Here is a 15787-nt window from a genome sequence, read left to right on the forward strand (position 1 = left end):
ATGAAAATCCTGTCGCCGATTTTTTTCATTGCCCTGGGGCTGTTCGGTGTGTACTGCATCGAATTTGGCGTGGTGGGCATATTACCGCTGATCATGGAACGTTACGCAATTTCAGCCTCGCAGGCAGGGTGGCTGGTGGGGGTTTTCGCGATAACGATTGCTTTGCTGGGGCCACTGTTGGTGCTGTTGGCCTCACGGTTTAACCGTAAGCGCATGCTGCTGATTTCACTGGCCGTATTTGTCGTGACCAGTGTGCTCTCGGCTTATGCGGCCAGTTTCGGCTCCCTGCTGGTGTTGCGCATTTTACCGGCGCTGTTCCACCCGATATATTTCGCGTTGGCGATGGTGGCGGCGGCTTCGTTGTATCCCCAACAGCAGGTGACGCGGGCAACGGCTTATGCTTTTGTCGGCACCAGTATGGGCATGGTGCTGGGGATCCCCTTGACGCATTGGATCGCCGGGCAGTTCAGCTATGAGGCCTCTTTCCTGTTTTGTGCCCTGGTTAACCTGCTGGCGGGTATCGGCTTATTTTTCTGCCTGCCTGATAGTGCACCCCAGCGAATGGGATATGGCAAGCAGTTGGCAATATTGCGCAGCGGTGCGCTGTGGCTGAATATTCTTGCCTGTGTGCTGATCTTCGCTGCGATGTTTTCCGTTTATGCCTATGCCACCGAATACCTGAGTGGTGAAATCGGCATCAGTGGACCAAGGGTTGGCTTGCTACTGGTGATTTTTGGCTTGGGCGGCGTGTCCGGCAATCTGCTGGCGGGGAAATTACTAAACCGTCACCGGTTCGCGGCCACCTTATTGCACCCAGTGGTGCTGGCGCTGGCTTATGGGTTGCTGTATCTGTACGGCAGCACCCATCTGGGCACGATGATCGTTCTTTGCCTGTTTTGGGGGGCGGCGCATACCAGCGGTTTGATAGTGACACAAATGTGGCTGACGGCCGAAGCGACGCAGGCACCGGAATTCGCCACCGGGCTGTATATTGCCTTTATCAATCTGGGGGTGGCGTTGGGTTCGGTGGTCAGCGGCGGCTTTATTGATGCCGTGGGGCTGCAGGGCATCATGCTCTCCGGTGGGGTGTTCGCGGCGCTGGCGACGGTGACGATCGCGTTTAAAATCAGGCTCTACCCTCGAATCGGCGCCGCAGTGACTCACGGCGTCACTTAATCATTGCCATAACGCGTTGGAACAGGATGCTGTCGGGGTTGGCCAACTCGTTAACCAGCGTGAAATGGTTGTTGTGCCGATCTTCCAGCAGCGCCACATTCAGCCCTTTTTCTCGGCAGGCGGCGAAGTAAGCCAGCGTCTGGTTTCTGAACCCCTGGGTTTCTTTGGCGCCGACGTCGAGCAGGATCTGCGGCGCATGTGCCTTTTCCGGCAGCATAAACAGCGGGCTGAGGGTTGCCGCCTGCTCAGGCGACAGGCGCATCCAGTCATTGATGTAGATATCGCACAGCGGTCGTATGTCGTACAGGCCGCTCAGCGCCAGCGCCCCTTTGATCACGTTGACGGGCACCTGATACCGGTGCTGCCAGTCATCGGCAATCAGCATGCCACACAGGTGGCCGCCGGCCGAGCTGCCGCTGACGAAGATGCGTTCTGGGTCGATGCCGTACTGGCCGGCGTGGTGGTAAAGCCAGGCTATTGCGCTACGAACCTCGCGGACGATTTCTGCCAGCGTGGCTTCAGGTTGCAAGGTGTATTCCAACGTAGCGACCGCTACGCCATGCTGGGTGAAATTTGCCGCCATCGAACAGGCTTCTTCCTTACGCTGGGAGTGCCAATAACCGCCGTGAATAAACACCAACAGCGGGGAAGGCTGGCGGGCTGCAGGGAACAAGTCCAGGCGCTCGGCAACGCCCATTCCGTAGTGGATATCGTATATCCCCGGCGTCTGCGCTTTGGCCTGCGCGGCCAGTTGTTCATATTGCGCCATACAGGCGTCAAAATCTTCTACCGAGGCACGGGCGTTGTACTGCACGGCGCGCATCGACAGATCGTCAAACAGCAGGTCGATTTTCATTATCTATCTCTCCTTGAGGGGGTGCCCTCATCATCTACCTGAAGCCGTTTTGACGTTTGCTTCTTAATGCGGGTACAGGTCCGCCGTGACATGGCGTCTGATGCACTAATAAACTGCATTTGCTGCGCCTTCCGCCTGCTCTCTGGACGGCATAGGCTACTGACAGGTTCTTTCAGGAGTCAGCAATATGAAGTCAATAACCCAACACGCCAGCCCGCCGGTCAATTTGCGTGGGATCCTTGCCAGCCTTTGTTTGTCGATGCTGGTTTCCTCGCTGGGCGCCAGCATTGCCAACGTGGGCTTGCCGACGCTGGCGCAGGCGTTCAACAGCTCTTTTCAGGCGGTACAATGGGTAGTTATCGTCTACCTGCTGGCCGTTACCACGTCGATTATTGCCATGGGCCGCTTGGGGGACAGGATGGGTCGCCGCCGCCTGTTGCTGACGGGGATTGCTCTGTTCACGTTTGCGTCCGGATTGTGTGCTATTGCGCCGGGTATCTGGCTATTGTTGGTGGCGCGCGTTGCGCAAGGTTTGGGAGCGGCCGTCATGATGGCAATGACCATGGCGCTGGTTGGTGAGACGGTGGGTAAAGAAAATACCGGCCGTGCCATGGGATTGCTGGGCAGCATGTCGGCCATCGGCACGGCGCTTGGCCCTTCGCTGGGGGGCGCACTGATATTGGGTTTCGGCTGGCGGGCGATGTTTCTGGTCAACATACCGGTGGGCGTAGTGGCTTTTCTGCTGGTTTATTGCTCCCTGCCGCAGGAACAGCGGCAACGGCAAAAAGAACGCGGTCGGTTTGACTGGGCAGGGACCTTACTGCTTGGGGTAACGCTGGCCTGCTATGCGCTGTCGATGACGTTGGGGCGCGGTGACTTTGGCGTCGTTAACCTGACGTTGTTGTTGGGCGCGGCGCTGGGGATGGGGTTATTTGTCCGGTTGCAAAAGCGCACGGCGCTTCCCCTGATCCAGTTGGCGTTGTTCCGCCAACCGGGTCTGAGCGTCGGGTTGGCGATGAGTGCGCTGGTCATGACCATCATGATGACGACGCTGGTGGTAGGGCCATATTATCTGACGCATGGGCTGGGTTTGGCGGTTGGGCAAGCGGGACTGGCGATGTCGGCGGGGCCGATAGTGGCCGCGTTGCTCGGGGTACCGGCCGGTCGGTGGGTGGATCGCTTCGGGGCGCAAAGGATCACTTTGATGGGGCTGACGACCATGGCTGTTGGGGCAGGCATCATGTCGATGATGTCGCTGAATCAGGGCGTGTTCGGCTACGTGGCACCGCTGTGCCTGATGACGCTGGGTTATGCGCTCTTTCAGGTCGCCAACAATACGGCCTTGATGAAGCATGCCGCCCCCGAGCAGCGTGGGGTGATCTCGGGCATGATCAACCTCTCGCGCAACCTTGGGTTGATCACCGGCGCTTCGGCCATGGGGGCGTTATTTATGCTGGCAACCCACACCGGCGATATCAAGTTGGCTTCGTCGCACGCCGTTGCAAATGGCATGCAGATAACCTACCTGGTCGCCGGTGCGCTGGCGGCGTTTGCGCTGGTGATGGCTGCCAGAAACGGTGGCGTCCGCCCGCACGAGGATGATTACAGCAGGTCGCCCCGGTAGGCGATATGAATTTTGTTGCCGTCCGGATCGCGTAGATAAGCGCCAAAATATCCCTTGCCGTAATGGGTCCGCTCGCCGGCTTCACCTTCCGATGTGCCGCCCGCAGCCAGCCCGGCGGCATAAGCTTGCCGAACCTGTTGTTCATTCTGGGCGGTGAACGCCACCATACTGCCGTTACCGGCACTGGCCGGCTGTCGGTTATAAGGTTGGTAGGCGTAAAAACGCGGCAATGTCCGGTCAGGCAATACCCAGCAACGAGCCCCGGGGCCGCCATCGGGCGTGACCGGGCGTTGCTTGAGTCCCAGTGGCAGCAAAATCGCATCGTAAAATGCGGCGGCTTTGTCCAGATCGCTGACGCCTACGGTGATATGACTAAACATAGTTTCCCTTATTTGTCCCTGCTTACACGTTCCTTCAGCTTAGGCCTAATAGCCCCAAAAGGAACGACGCGGCGCTGAATTTTCAGCCCAGATATTCAATGATCGATAAACCGCCGTTGTAATCCGTGCTGTAAATGATCCCCTGAGCGTCGACAAATACGTCGCACGACTGAATAACCTGCGGACGATCGGGGCGTGTGTCCATCATCCTCTGCGGCGCAGCGGGAACCAAAGCGCCGGTTTCCTTCGGTTGATAAGGGTTGCTGATGTCGTAAGCGCGAACACCGGCATTTTGGTAAGTGGCGAAAATCAGCGTCGAACTGATAAAGCTGCCCGGACGGTTCTCATGCAGATTATGGGGGCCGAAGTGTGCGCCTTTGCTGACGTAATCGCGTTCATCCGGCTGTGGGAAGGTCGCGATGCTCACCGGGTTGGTCTGTTGGCGAATATCAAACAGCCAGATCAACTTTTCGCCGTCCTGCTGGTTGTCGAGCACCGCCTCATCCAATACTACCAGCAGGTCCCGATCCGGTAGCGGCAGTGCGGTGTGGGTGCCGCCGCCAAACGGCGGGCTCCAGTTGCGATGGGCAATTAACTGCGGTTGACTGCGGTCCTTGATATCCAACAGGGTTAGCCCCCCGTCGCGCCAACTGGCATAGGCGGTATCGCCGCTGATGATCGCATGGTGCAAAGCGTAGCGCTTGCCCTCCGGCCAGTTGGGCGTTTCACCCCCGGCGCTGTGCATACCCGGTAGCCACCAACGCCCGGCGATTTGCGGATGACGAGGGTCGGCCAGATCGACGGTCAAAAAAATGTAGTCGCTGTAGCCGTCGATCAGCGCCGAAACGTAAGCCCAGCGGCCGCCCACGTACCAGATGCGGTGTACGCCGATCCCTTCCAGCGCCAGAAAACCAATCTCCCGTGGCCGGTCCGGGGTGGAAATATCGAAAATACGCATCCCGGCGCTCCAGCCGCGGAGATCGCTGCTCGATACCGTCTGGCTGATGGCGCGGGTGTAATAGACTTTTTCATCGGCAAAGCGGACGTCGGCAAATAAATCCCGGGCGTTAATCACCAGCAGCAAATCGTCATGCGCCTGTAAATGCACATTCCAGGTGCCGGGTGGCGCAGGGACAAAGCCGGCGGGTTTCGGATCCTTCGCATCGCGTACGTCGACGATGGAAAAGCCCTGCGAAACCATATGGCCGATATAGGCATAGCCCCGATGAACCATCACCTGTACGCCGTCCGGCCTGCCGCCCTGATCGCTGTGACCGATCAGCCGCATATTGCGGCTGTATTCGGGCTGCACAAGGGGTTGCGTTGCCATCACCGCTCCTTATTTCTTAGCCTGTTGCGCTTCAAGCGTGGCGAACCAGGGGGCGATGAAATCGTCTGATTTACCCCAGTTCGGGATCACTTTCGCCAGCGAGGCGACGTTGGTGGCCGCCGGATGGCTGAGCAGCAGGGCCTGCGGGATTGCCGCAGCTTTAAATTCATAGGTTGCCGGGGTTTTCTCGCCGCCAATTTTATTGGCCACCAGGCGCAGGTTAACGGCGCCGATCAGCTTGGGATCCACCGCCACGCTGAGCTTCCAGGCGCTGTCTTTAGCGCGCATCAGCGCCAGATCCTGGTTGGAGATATCGATACTGTAGAGTTTGATTTCGGTACGGCCATTCTCCTGCAGGGCCTTGTAGGCCCCCTGGCTAAACGCATCCCAGGTACCCCAGATGGCATCGATTTTGCCTTTCGGGTATTTGGCCAGGATCGCGCCAATTTTGTTGGCCGTATCGCCCTGAACGTCGGAGGACACCGCACCGATGGATTCCAGCTCTTTGATGCCGGGCTGTTGTTTAAGCAGTTTCTGGTACTGCGCCTGACGTCGCTCCATGGGCGGGAACCCCGCGACCCATAGCTTGATGATATTCGCCTGACCGTTGAAATCTTTTACCAGTTGGCCAAACGAAAGATCGGTCAACGAAGCGTCGTCCTGCTGGGTAATGGTCACGCCCGGGATTTCGCCCTGCACGGCGGTATCAAAGGCGGCCACCGCGATGCCGCTGTCGGCGATGCGTTTGAGCAGGGCGGTTGAGTAAGGATCGCGCCCCTGAGACAGAATAATGCCGTCGTACTTCTGGCTGATGGCCTGATTGACGAAGTCCTGGAATTTGGCGTCGTCGCCGTTGGTCAGGAAGGTATTGACCTGAAAGCCGAGCTTGCGGCCTTCCTGCACCGCCCCGGATACGAACTGCGTGGTATTGTCGTCAGAACCCAAATTGCGGATCACCGCAATGCGGATCGGTCCCTGATGATTCGCTATCGCTGCCGGGATTGGGGCGGCAGTGGGGGCGGATAGTGCCGGAAACACGGCGAACAGGCTGAGCGCCAGAAGTGAGGTGTTGAACAATTTCATTGAGTTTTACCCTGCATGGTTAAGCATCATTAAAAAGCGAGAGGACAATTCATCGTCACCATTGGGATGGCTTTTTATTGAAAGGATGAATTGAGGCAGCCAGTTTCCATGGCCGACCGGCGGATGACAATGAACGAAAAAACATAAGCTAATGCAAAAGAGTATTAGTGATTGGCGTCCTCGCCCCTATGATGGTAATAGCTGATAAAATAAGGACTTGAGCATGAGTGATAACTCCATCCGCGTGGTCGCCGGCCCCGCCAACTATTTTGCATTCCCCGGATCCATTGACCAACTGGCGCAGTTTTATTCCCCGCAACAGCTGAGCAAGGCGCTCTGGGTGTATGGTGAGCGCGCATTGGCGGCGGCAAAACCCTGGTTACCGGCGGTATTCGACGATGCCGATGCTCGTCGGGTGCTGTTTAACAGCCACTGCAGCGAGAGCACCGTGCAGGATATCGTGCGCCAGGCCGGCGCGGATCGGCAGGTGGTGATCGGCGTTGGCGGCGGTGCAGTATTGGACACGGCCAAAGTGGTGGCCCGTCGCTTAGGGCTGCCGCTGGTGGCGATCCCGACCATTGCCGCCACCTGTGCCGCCTGGACGCCGCTCTCGGTGTGGTACAACGACCAGGGGCAAGCATTGCGCTATGAGATTTTCAATGATGCCAACCATCTGGTGTTGGTCGAGCCGGAAATTATCCTGCGTGCTCCAAAGGAGTACTTGCTGGCTGGGATCGGCGACACCCTGGCGAAATGGTATGAAGCGGTGGTGCTGAGCCCGCAGCCGGAACGTTTGCCGCTAACCGTACAACTGGGCCTCAATACCGCACTGACGCTGCGCGACGTATTGCTCAACCAAAGCGAGGCGGCGTTGCAGGCACAGGCGCAAGGACAATTGAGTCAGGACTTCCTTAATGTGCTGGAGGCGATTATCGCCGGTGGTGGTTTGGTGGGGGGACTGGGCGATCGCTATACCCGCATCGCCGCTGCGCATTCGGTGCATAACGGGTTGACCGCGCTACCGCAAACCGATGCCTTCTTGCATGGCACCAAGGTGGCGTACGGCATTCTGGTGCAGAGCGCACTGCTGGGGCAACCGGAAACCGTGGCGCAACTGATTGCGCTTTACCGGCGATTGGATTTACCGGTCAGTCTGGCAGCGCTGCAGGTGGATATCCACGATGAAGCGCAAATCAAACGGCTGATCGAACGCACCCTGCAGCAGGGCGAGTCGATTCACCTGCTGCCGATCACGATCGACGATTCCAGCTTGCGCGCTGCGCTTAGCTTTGTGGAGTCACAGCATCGTTGAGGGGTACGGATGGCGCTGGGTGTGCGTCATCTGACGTCAGGCGTTGTCCACCCGAGGATTGGAGTGGGTCGGCTGGCTGGGATACTCCACCTGGTGCTTGTGCAGATAGTCACGTATCAACTGACGGATCACCTGAGAGGGGGTCACGTCCTGTTGCAGACAGAGTTCTTCCAGGGCTTTTTTCTTGTCTGGGTCGATGAGGACGGTCAGACGCGCCGTTTTCTTTTCCATGGTGATTGCTCCAGAGGATGATAATCAAATGATAATAGCAGGGCGGCAATACCGCCTCAGCTAAAGTGCAGCCGTTCAATTTTGCGTGACAGGTAGCGAAGATCGCAGCTAAAGCTTGGCCCGACCTCAGCGGAAAGGCGGCGCAGCAGGCTGAGTGGCGTTTCGGTATTGGCAAGCGCAGCGTAGATAATCACGTTGCCGCTGGGTGCCACGCAGTACAGAACCGTGTTAAACACCCGGTGTAAGCTGTGATACAGCAGTGAGCCCTCATCCGGCACTTCATGGTAGTTCAGTACTAACCAGCCCGGATCCGAAAGCCGCTCGGCGCACTGCGCCAAAAAGGCCTGTGTGCCCTGTTGCGGATCCATGGTAAAGGCGCTGTAGAGGTCGGAAAAAATCAGGTCATAGCGCCGCTGGGCGGGGGCTCGCAAGAAATCCGCGGCATCGGCGATGTGCATGGTGATGTTATGAACGGCAGGCAAAGTGAAGTATCGGCGGGCGACGGACACCACCGCCTGGCGTAATTCCACCACTTCCAACAGCATATTGGCATCATAGGCGTGCAGCGCTCGCACCAGGCCACCGCCGCCCAGCCCCAGGATCAGTGCCGAGGCGGGGGGCTGCCAGGCTACCGCCATCAGCATGGTTTTGATGTAGTTATGAACCGGCACCTGCGGCGCGCTGATGCACATTTTGCTCTGTTCGCAGATACCGTCAAAACGCAGGGTGCGGTAACCCTTGTGATCGGAGACGATAATTTCGCCGCAGTGATCCAACTCCCGTGCAATCACCTGACCGCGAGGGGAGAAATCCAGGCTATTTAGCAGCTTATCAACCAATGACATAGTAGTTTCGTCGAGCCTCCATCCTAAAAAGGCAGCCTTACTTACGGGCGCACATAAATTCTGCGGTACAGATCCTGCGGCCATTGACCGACGCACGGCCAGAGAATCGGGCAATGCCGGAGCGCTGTCGGACAAATGTCACTTCCATACAGAGTTGGTCACCGGGCCGTGCCGAACGATAGAAACGGGCGCGATGGATGGCCGCAAAATAGTAATGCTCGCCTGGCAGCAACGGGCTGAGAAAATAATGTGCCAACAGACCGGTGGTTTGCGCCAACGCTTCCACCATCAATACGCCGGGAAACACCGTCATCTGATGATGGCCGGTCCAGAATGTCGGTTCGTTGGCGGTGATATTTTTGATGGCGCTAAGGCGGCCTTCGGCAATGCAAGTGCCGGCAGGCAGGATGCGGTCAACCAGCAGACAGGGAAAACGGTGTGGCAGGATAGATTGAACATCCTGGTACTGCAGTGGATTACCATTTAGCGGCATGTGTGTTTCGGATCCTGTCAGCGGGCAAAGCTCAGCTTGCGTGGGCCTCTGTGCCGGTCGAAGTGTAATGACATTATAATGTTATTATCATCAGATGCACCAAATGAAAGCCTTCTGGGTTGAAAAACAGCGAATAACGTCAGCCGATTCAAACGCCAGTAATTACAACTTGTTGAAGATATTGCGTGTTTCGAGGGGGAGGAAGTTAGCCGCCAGCAGGAGAGCGGCGGCTAAGGGGGATCAGTTTTTGTAGCGCGTCAGCTTATCGAGGTAGCCCATCACAAAAGCCGAAAGGACAAAGGTCAGGTGGATGATCACATACCACATCAGTTTGTTGTCCGGCACGTTTTTGGCGTCCATAAACACCCGCAGCAGGTGAATGGAGGAAATGGCGACAATTGAAGCGGCCACCTTGTTCTTTAGAGAGGTGGCATCCATCTTGCCCAGCCAGCTCAGTTTCTCTTTGTTTTCGCTGATATCCAGCTGCGAAACAAAATTTTCATAGCCCGAGAACATCACCATCACCAGCAGGCCGCCAACCAGCGCCATATCGACCAGCGAGAGCAGCGTCAGAACCAGATCCGCTTCGGCTATGGAGAAAATGTTCGGCAGAACATGGAATATCTCCTGGAAAAATTTAATCGACAGCGCCAGCAAGGCCAGGGACAGGCCGAAGTAAACCGGGGCAAGTAGCCAACGGGAGGCATACATGGCATTTTCTAGAAAGCGTTCCATAGTCATCTGAGTTCGTTACAAAAAGTGGGATACAGTATAACGCAAGAGGCCCGTCAAAAGGCAAGAGAGCCCGCGAGGATTGAAAGGGGATTTCGCCGGGATGAGGGAATGCCATGCGAAAGAAATAAGCCCCTTTAATCACTGCGTGTTTTTAAGCTATTTACTCCGCAAAAAAATATTTTATCAATATATATTGAGCTATCCGAAAATCAGACTAGCCTTTAAATGCTGCATAATGACATCGCAGTGGGTTTTTATATTGCGAGCGAATTATATATAACGGAAATGAATTAACCTAATGGAGATGGATATGGATAATTCCCTAAATGGAAAAACCAACGGTTGGGATAGTGTTAATGATTTGCTGAATTACCATAATAGAGGAAATGGTTTAACCATTAATAATAAGCCTTCTTTTGATATAGCAGCGGCAGGCAAGCAAATAGCGCGCAGTGAACAAACCTGGAATGGAACTCACGTCCTCGGCCAAGGCGCCACCGTCACTTACTCCTTCCCGGATTGGGATTATAATCAAAGCAATTTAAATGGTCGCTTTGCCAGCCAAGACACCGGCCTTAGCGCCTTTACCGCCGATCAAAAAGCGCAGGCCAAGCTTTCCCTGCAGTCTTGGGCCGATGTGGCGAACCTTAATTTCGTCGAGGTAGCCCCAGGGCAAAAGTCCAACATTACCTTTGGTAATTATGAGGGCGACGGTCAGGCTTATGCGATTAAACCTTTTACCGGCGCAGGTACGGATTATCGCGGGCATAATACCGACGGTCAAAGCTGGTTCAATATTAATTACGACTATGCAGATCCCCGTGATGGTGTTTATGCCAATTTACATCCTGAATTGGGCAACTATGGCCGCCTGAGCATCACCCATGAATTGGGGCACACTTTGGGGTTGGATCACCCAGGGGTTTACAATGCCGGACAAAGCCCGAGTTATGCCAAGGCTACCTACGCCGAAGATACTCGCCAGTTCAGCGTGATGAGCTATTGGGATGAATCTGTCACCGGCGGCGATCACGGCGGTTATTATTCCGCGGCTCCGCTGGTCGATGATATTGCTGCCATTCAGTATTTATATGGTGCCAATACCACCACGCGCACCGGTGACACGGTATATGGATTCAACTCTAATTCCGGCAGAGATTTCTACACCGCGACGGACAGCAGCCAGAAACTGATTTTCTCCGTCTGGGATGCGGGCGGTAACGACACCCTTGATTTCTCAGGGTACTCGCAAGACCAGCGTATTAATCTGACCGAAGGCTCGTTCTCTGACGTTGGCGGGTTGAAGGGCAATATTTCCATCGCCGTAGGCGCTGTCATCGAAAACGCCATTGGCGGTTCGGGGAATGATGTCATTGTCGGCAACGACGCCGCCAATATTCTTCAGGGCGGCGCGGGGAACGACGTTATTTACGGTGGCGGTGGGCAGGATCAGTTATCCGGTGGCAGCGGCAGTGATATTTTTGTTTTCTCCGCCGTGAGCGATTCACCGTTCAAATCGCCGGATAAGATCCTCGACTTTGAAACCGGTATCGACAAGATTGACCTGTCTTTCTTTAATCAGGGCGATAACGGTACCGACTTTATTCATTTCGTTGACAGCTTCAGCGGTCAGGCAGGTGAGGCCACGTTGACGTATAATTCACAAAGTGATTTTAGTGAATTGGCATTGAATATAAGTGGTCATGTGACACCGGACTTCCTGGTGAATATCGTAGGCCAGGCAAATACCGCCACTGATTTTATTGTTTAATTCTGTCACGGTGGGTTATGCCCACCGTTTTATTACGGTTTTATTCCCCTGCGCCCCACAATGTCTCTTCGCCACGTCGGCTGCCGTCGCCGCTTTGTAAGGATTTCGTAAGCGGTTTGGAAGTATCTCATCAATGTATTTAATAAGGTTATAACGACGTTGCTTATGGTAAGCATTGTCATTATTATCAATTTACTGAGTCTGCGAAGAAAGACCTTTATTTTAGCATTATTAATTTCCTTTAATCTCTTTAACTCGGTTAAACCCGAGTGGCGAAGCAACTGCGAGCGAATACTAATAATTAATGCAGGGCTAACACATGTGCAGAACTTTTAATTGCCGGGGAATTATCGGGCATTCCGCCTTATGGGGTGCGTTAATCGCCAGTGCCTTTAACGCCAATGCGGAAGTTAAGAAAATATCATTAGAAAAGACCACGCAAAGTGAAGAAGAAATAACGGTAGTGGCGCCGGTTATTGAAAACAAATCGGGGACAATCACCACTATTACCGCGCAAGACATGCAGAAAAAAGGGGGCAATGATTTCGGCTCGATTATGCGCTACGAACCCTTGATCAGTGCCACCGGTGTCAGCGGGGGCTCATCATCGGGGAAAAGCGGTTTCGATCGCAGCGGGTATACCGGTTATAACATCCGTGGCCTGGAGAGCAATCGCGTCGGATTGGACGTCGACGGCATTCCACAGCCTGATGCCACCGGACGCAGCTACGTCAGCCGCGCCGGGCTCAATACCTTTGGCATCGGCAGGGACTATATCGACCCTTACATGTACGGCCAGGTGGAGATCGAATCGGGCGCAACCTCGATTGAACGCAGTAATACTTCTATTGGCGGCGCCGTTTCGTTTTTACCGAAATCAGCCGATCAGTACCTTTCCCCCACCAAACAGACCTACTTTGGTTACCAGAGCGATTACGATTCATCCAATCGCAGCTGGCACAATGGCATTACCGCCGCTGCGGGCGATGAACAACTGCGCGGGGTGTTTGTTTACAGTCGCCGTGACGGCCAGGAAACGCGCAATAACAGCGGCACCCACCAGGCCTATCCGGCCAACTGGCACACCAATGCGCTGATGGCCTCCGGTATCTGGCAACCGAACGACGAACACAAACTCACGGGCACGGTGGATTACTATGACAAAACCAACCACACCCATTACGACAGTTGGAACTCGGCCGGCAGCGCCATTCTGGGGACCGCCCAACAGCAAAGCAATACGCGCCGTTGGGGAGTGAGCCTGAAAGATGAATGGACGCCGTACAACGATTTTGTCGATACCCTGACCTCAAAAGTCTATTACCAACAGACTCAGGCGCATGACAACACCTATATGCCCACCAGCACTGGCAGCATGGAACGGGTTTATTCCGACTACAACGTCAACACCTATGGTTTTGAAACCCAGATAGCCAAAACATGGGGACGGCACACGCTGAGCGGGGGACTCAATGCAAGGTTGACCGATACCGAGCGACCGTTCCGTGAAGAGCCTGCACCCAGTGCATTTACCGCCATCATGCAGCCGGAGTCCGACAGTCGCAGCTATGTGCTGGGCGGTTATGTGCAGGACAGGATCCAGTTTGATCTCGACGGGCACGGCTTTGCCGTGGTGCCGGGCGTGCGCGTGGCTCACCAAAGCACCAAGCCGCAGAATCTGAGCAGCCTGACTACCGGCAGCACGGTGCTGACGGAGTCCGAGTTGGAAACGCTGTACGGCAAAAGCAACACCGATACCCAGGTCCTGCCGTCACTCAGCTTCCAGTACAATCTGACGCCGACGTTGATGACTTATCTCCAGTACAAACGCGGTGCGCAGTTCCCGAACGCCAGCCAACTTTATGGCTCATGGAACCTCGGCTCCAGCTACGCAGGCACCGCGCAGTATGCGTTGATCGGCAACGCCGATCTGAATACCGAGACCAGCAACAACCTGGAATGGGGCGTGAAGGGAGAGGTTGTCGAAGGCGTGACCCTGCGCACCTCGCTGTTCTACAACACCTATAAAAACTTCATTGCCTATACCCGCTACCAGCGCGCCAGCAGTCCGGACAAGTTTGCTAACGTGCCGTCCAATATCTACACCATTTATCAGGCGGAAAACCGCGACAAGGCCTACATCTACGGGGGTGAAATCAGCACCCGGCTGAATTTTGGCACCTGGTTTGAGCAGGTTAACGGCCTGAGCGCGAACTTTGCCCTGGGGTATAACCAGGGCAAGTCCAAGTCCAGTTACTCCGGCGATAAATATGTCGATATCGACAGCGTTGCGCCAATGAAGGCCATTGTCGGCGTGGCGTGGGACGATCCGGCAAAACGCTACGGCGCTGCGGTGACGGCGACCTTCGTTAAAGGCAAGCAGGCAACGGCCACCAACCGTGAAAGCTACAACAACGCCAGCGGCAGTACGCTCACCGACGCAACCACGGAATATTTGCGCGTGCCGGGTTATGGCCTGGTGGATATGTCCGCGTACTGGCAGGTGGCTCGCAATGTGAAGCTTAGTGGCGGTGTGTATAACATCACCGACAGAAAATACCGTGACTACCTGAGCAGCCGCGAACTCACGGACTCGACTCAACAGGATGCTTACGATAATGCGTTGGCCGTTATGCCGGGAAGAACTTTCCAGTTAGGCGTAAACGTGGATTTCTAAGCTCATCCGGTGGATGAACCCATAACGTTCCTTATGCCGCCCTTCGCCAGTGAAAGGCGGCTTGGTCATCCATCGCCCGCTGAAGGAGACACCCCATGAAACTTTGGATTATCGGCTTGCTGGCATTGCCGTTTTCGCTCTTCGCCACCGAACGCGTGATCTCGATTGGCGGAGACGTCACGGAGATTGTTTATGCGCTTGGCGCCCAGCAAACGTTGGTCGCACGCGACAGCACCAGCCTGCAACCGCCGCAAGCCACGGCGCTGCCCAATGTCGGTTATATGCGACAGCTCAATGCCGAAGGGATGCTGGCGATGAAACCCACGCTGGTGATCGCCAGCATGCTGTCACAACCCTCGTTGGCGTTGCAGCAGGTCGAACAGGCCGGGGTAAAAGTCGTCACCGTGACAGGCAAACCCGAACTGAACGCGATCGACGAAAAAATAACCGCGATCGCCGCTATCCTGGGCCGCGAAAAAGAAGGGAAAGCCCTGCAGGCAGAGTTGGATCGCCAGCTCGCCGCGGTGCCGACGAACCCTCTGCCGGTCAGGGTGCTGTTTATCATGGCGCACACCGGGATCACGGCCATGGGGGCCGGCAGCGGCACCGCCGCCGATGGCGCCATTCGCAGCGCCGGGCTGCAAAATGCCATGGGCGGCGTAGCACGTTATCAATCGTTAACCCAGGAGGGGCTGGTGGCCGCTGCGCCCCAGCTGCTGGTGATAGGCAAAGGCAGTTTGCGACGGATGGGCGGTGAGGCGAATATCTGGGCGCTGCCGGGATTGGCTTTTACCCCGGCGGGTCAACAACGGCGTCTGTTGGTGATTGATGATAATGCACTGCTGAGTTTTGGCCTGGCCATGCCGGCGGCCATTGGCCAACTGCGTCAGGCGGCTCAAGCCGTAACCCCTTAAGCTTTCGTGCCTTTATTGTCTACGTGCCCTAATGAGCGCTCGGGGAAACAACGATCGCGTAAGCGCTGTTTCAATGCCGCCGCATCCGGAAAGCCGCCCTCGATTTTACGATCCCAAAGTACCACGCCGTCGACGGTGATTTCATAGATGCCGCCGGTACCGGGTACCAGGGTGACGGCGGCTAAATCGGTGCTGAAGGTGTGGAGCAACTCTTGCGCCATCCACGCCGCACGCAGCAGCCAGTTGCATTGCGAACAATAGTGAATGGTGACAGCAGGGGATGTTTTCATGGGCAGAACCATAGCGGCGAGAGAGAGCCTGCATCATCGAACGCCGCCGTCGTGCTGTCAAGCCGACTTC

General features: G+C 55.8%; 15 protein-coding genes. 6 read left to right on the forward strand and 9 right to left on the reverse strand.

Annotated features, from left to right (window positions below; genetic code table 11):
- A complete protein-coding gene (locus H0S68_RS11635) occupies positions 1–1176 on the forward strand; it encodes an MFS transporter (RefSeq protein ID WP_410529462.1) in 1176 nt (391 codons plus the stop codon).
- Here H0S68_RS11635 and H0S68_RS11640 read toward each other — a convergent pair.
- Positions 1169–2032 (reverse strand): alpha/beta hydrolase, encoded by an 864-nt coding sequence (locus H0S68_RS11640; protein WP_410529406.1) that lies wholly within the window; start codon positions 2030–2032, stop codon positions 1169–1171. The genes H0S68_RS11635 and H0S68_RS11640 overlap by 8 nt on opposite strands.
- Before the next feature lie 187 nt (positions 2033–2219).
- Here H0S68_RS11640 and H0S68_RS11645 point away from each other — a divergent pair, with 187 nt between their 5' ends.
- Positions 2220–3656 (forward strand): MFS transporter, encoded by a 1437-nt coding sequence (locus H0S68_RS11645; RefSeq protein WP_410529407.1) that lies wholly within the window; start codon positions 2220–2222, stop codon positions 3654–3656.
- Here H0S68_RS11645 and H0S68_RS11650 read toward each other — a convergent pair.
- The 3 genes from H0S68_RS11650 to H0S68_RS11660 form a co-directional block, all read right to left on the reverse strand.
- On the reverse strand, positions 3635–4036 hold the full coding sequence (locus H0S68_RS11650) for a VOC family protein (RefSeq protein ID WP_020826842.1): 402 nt from the start codon (positions 4034–4036) through the stop codon (positions 3635–3637). The genes H0S68_RS11645 and H0S68_RS11650 overlap by 22 nt on opposite strands.
- A gap of 82 nt (positions 4037–4118) precedes the next feature.
- Complete coding sequence (locus H0S68_RS11655; RefSeq protein ID WP_410529408.1) at positions 4119–5366, reverse strand: LVIVD repeat-containing protein; 1248 nt, start codon at positions 5364–5366, stop codon at positions 4119–4121.
- Between the two features lie 9 nt (positions 5367–5375).
- Complete coding sequence (locus H0S68_RS11660; RefSeq protein ID WP_020826844.1) at positions 5376–6449, reverse strand: sugar ABC transporter substrate-binding protein; 1074 nt, start codon at positions 6447–6449, stop codon at positions 5376–5378.
- A 223-nt stretch (positions 6450–6672) separates the two neighbouring features.
- Between H0S68_RS11660 and H0S68_RS11665 the strand changes: the two genes are divergently transcribed.
- Entirely contained in the window at positions 6673–7761 is a 1089-nt protein-coding gene (locus tag H0S68_RS11665; protein ID WP_410529409.1) for an oxidoreductase, read from the forward strand.
- 36 nt (positions 7762–7797) lie between these two features.
- On the opposite strand, the gene H0S68_RS11670 is transcribed toward H0S68_RS11665, so the two are convergent.
- From H0S68_RS11670 to H0S68_RS11685, 4 genes are all read right to left on the reverse strand, one after another.
- A complete protein-coding gene (locus H0S68_RS11670) occupies positions 7798–7992 on the reverse strand; it encodes a ribbon-helix-helix protein, CopG family (RefSeq protein WP_012145111.1) in 195 nt (64 codons plus the stop codon).
- Between the two features lie 56 nt (positions 7993–8048).
- The gene (locus H0S68_RS11675; RefSeq protein ID WP_116690495.1) at positions 8049–8837 is read right to left on the reverse strand and encodes a spermidine synthase; all 789 of its coding nucleotides are present in this window, start codon (positions 8835–8837) and stop codon (positions 8049–8051) included.
- Positions 8838–8874: 37 nt separating this feature from the next.
- A complete protein-coding gene (fabZ, locus tag H0S68_RS11680; RefSeq protein WP_020826847.1) occupies positions 8875–9330 on the reverse strand; it encodes a 3-hydroxyacyl-ACP dehydratase FabZ in 456 nt (151 codons plus the stop codon).
- A gap of 240 nt (positions 9331–9570) precedes the next feature.
- Positions 9571–10065, reverse strand: a complete 495-nt coding sequence (locus H0S68_RS11685) for a TIGR00645 family protein (RefSeq protein ID WP_041414553.1) — start codon at positions 10063–10065, stop codon at positions 9571–9573.
- A gap of 310 nt (positions 10066–10375) precedes the next feature.
- Here H0S68_RS11685 and H0S68_RS11690 point away from each other — a divergent pair, with 310 nt between their 5' ends.
- The 3 genes from H0S68_RS11690 (at position 10376) to H0S68_RS11700 (ending at position 15427) form a co-directional block, all read left to right on the forward strand.
- Positions 10376–11836, forward strand: coding sequence for a serralysin family metalloprotease (locus tag H0S68_RS11690; protein ID WP_410529410.1), 1461 nt, complete (start codon positions 10376–10378; stop codon positions 11834–11836).
- A 319-nt stretch (positions 11837–12155) separates the two neighbouring features.
- Positions 12156–14513 (forward strand): TonB-dependent receptor domain-containing protein, encoded by a 2358-nt coding sequence (locus tag H0S68_RS11695; protein WP_128864914.1) that lies wholly within the window; start codon positions 12156–12158, stop codon positions 14511–14513.
- A 95-nt stretch (positions 14514–14608) separates the two neighbouring features.
- Positions 14609–15427, forward strand: a complete 819-nt coding sequence (locus tag H0S68_RS11700; protein WP_410529411.1) for a hemin ABC transporter substrate-binding protein — start codon at positions 14609–14611, stop codon at positions 15425–15427.
- Here H0S68_RS11700 and H0S68_RS11705 read toward each other — a convergent pair.
- Positions 15424–15717, reverse strand: coding sequence for a SelT/SelW/SelH family protein (locus tag H0S68_RS11705; protein ID WP_048758976.1), 294 nt, complete (start codon positions 15715–15717; stop codon positions 15424–15426). The two genes, H0S68_RS11700 and H0S68_RS11705, sit on opposite strands and share 4 nt — an antisense overlap.
- Between the last annotated feature and the right edge of the window lie 70 nt (positions 15718–15787).

This window comes from Serratia sp. AXJ-M, assembly GCF_046531865.1.
In the GTDB taxonomy this organism is placed as follows: Bacteria; Pseudomonadota; Gammaproteobacteria; order Enterobacterales; family Enterobacteriaceae; genus Serratia; species Serratia liquefaciens.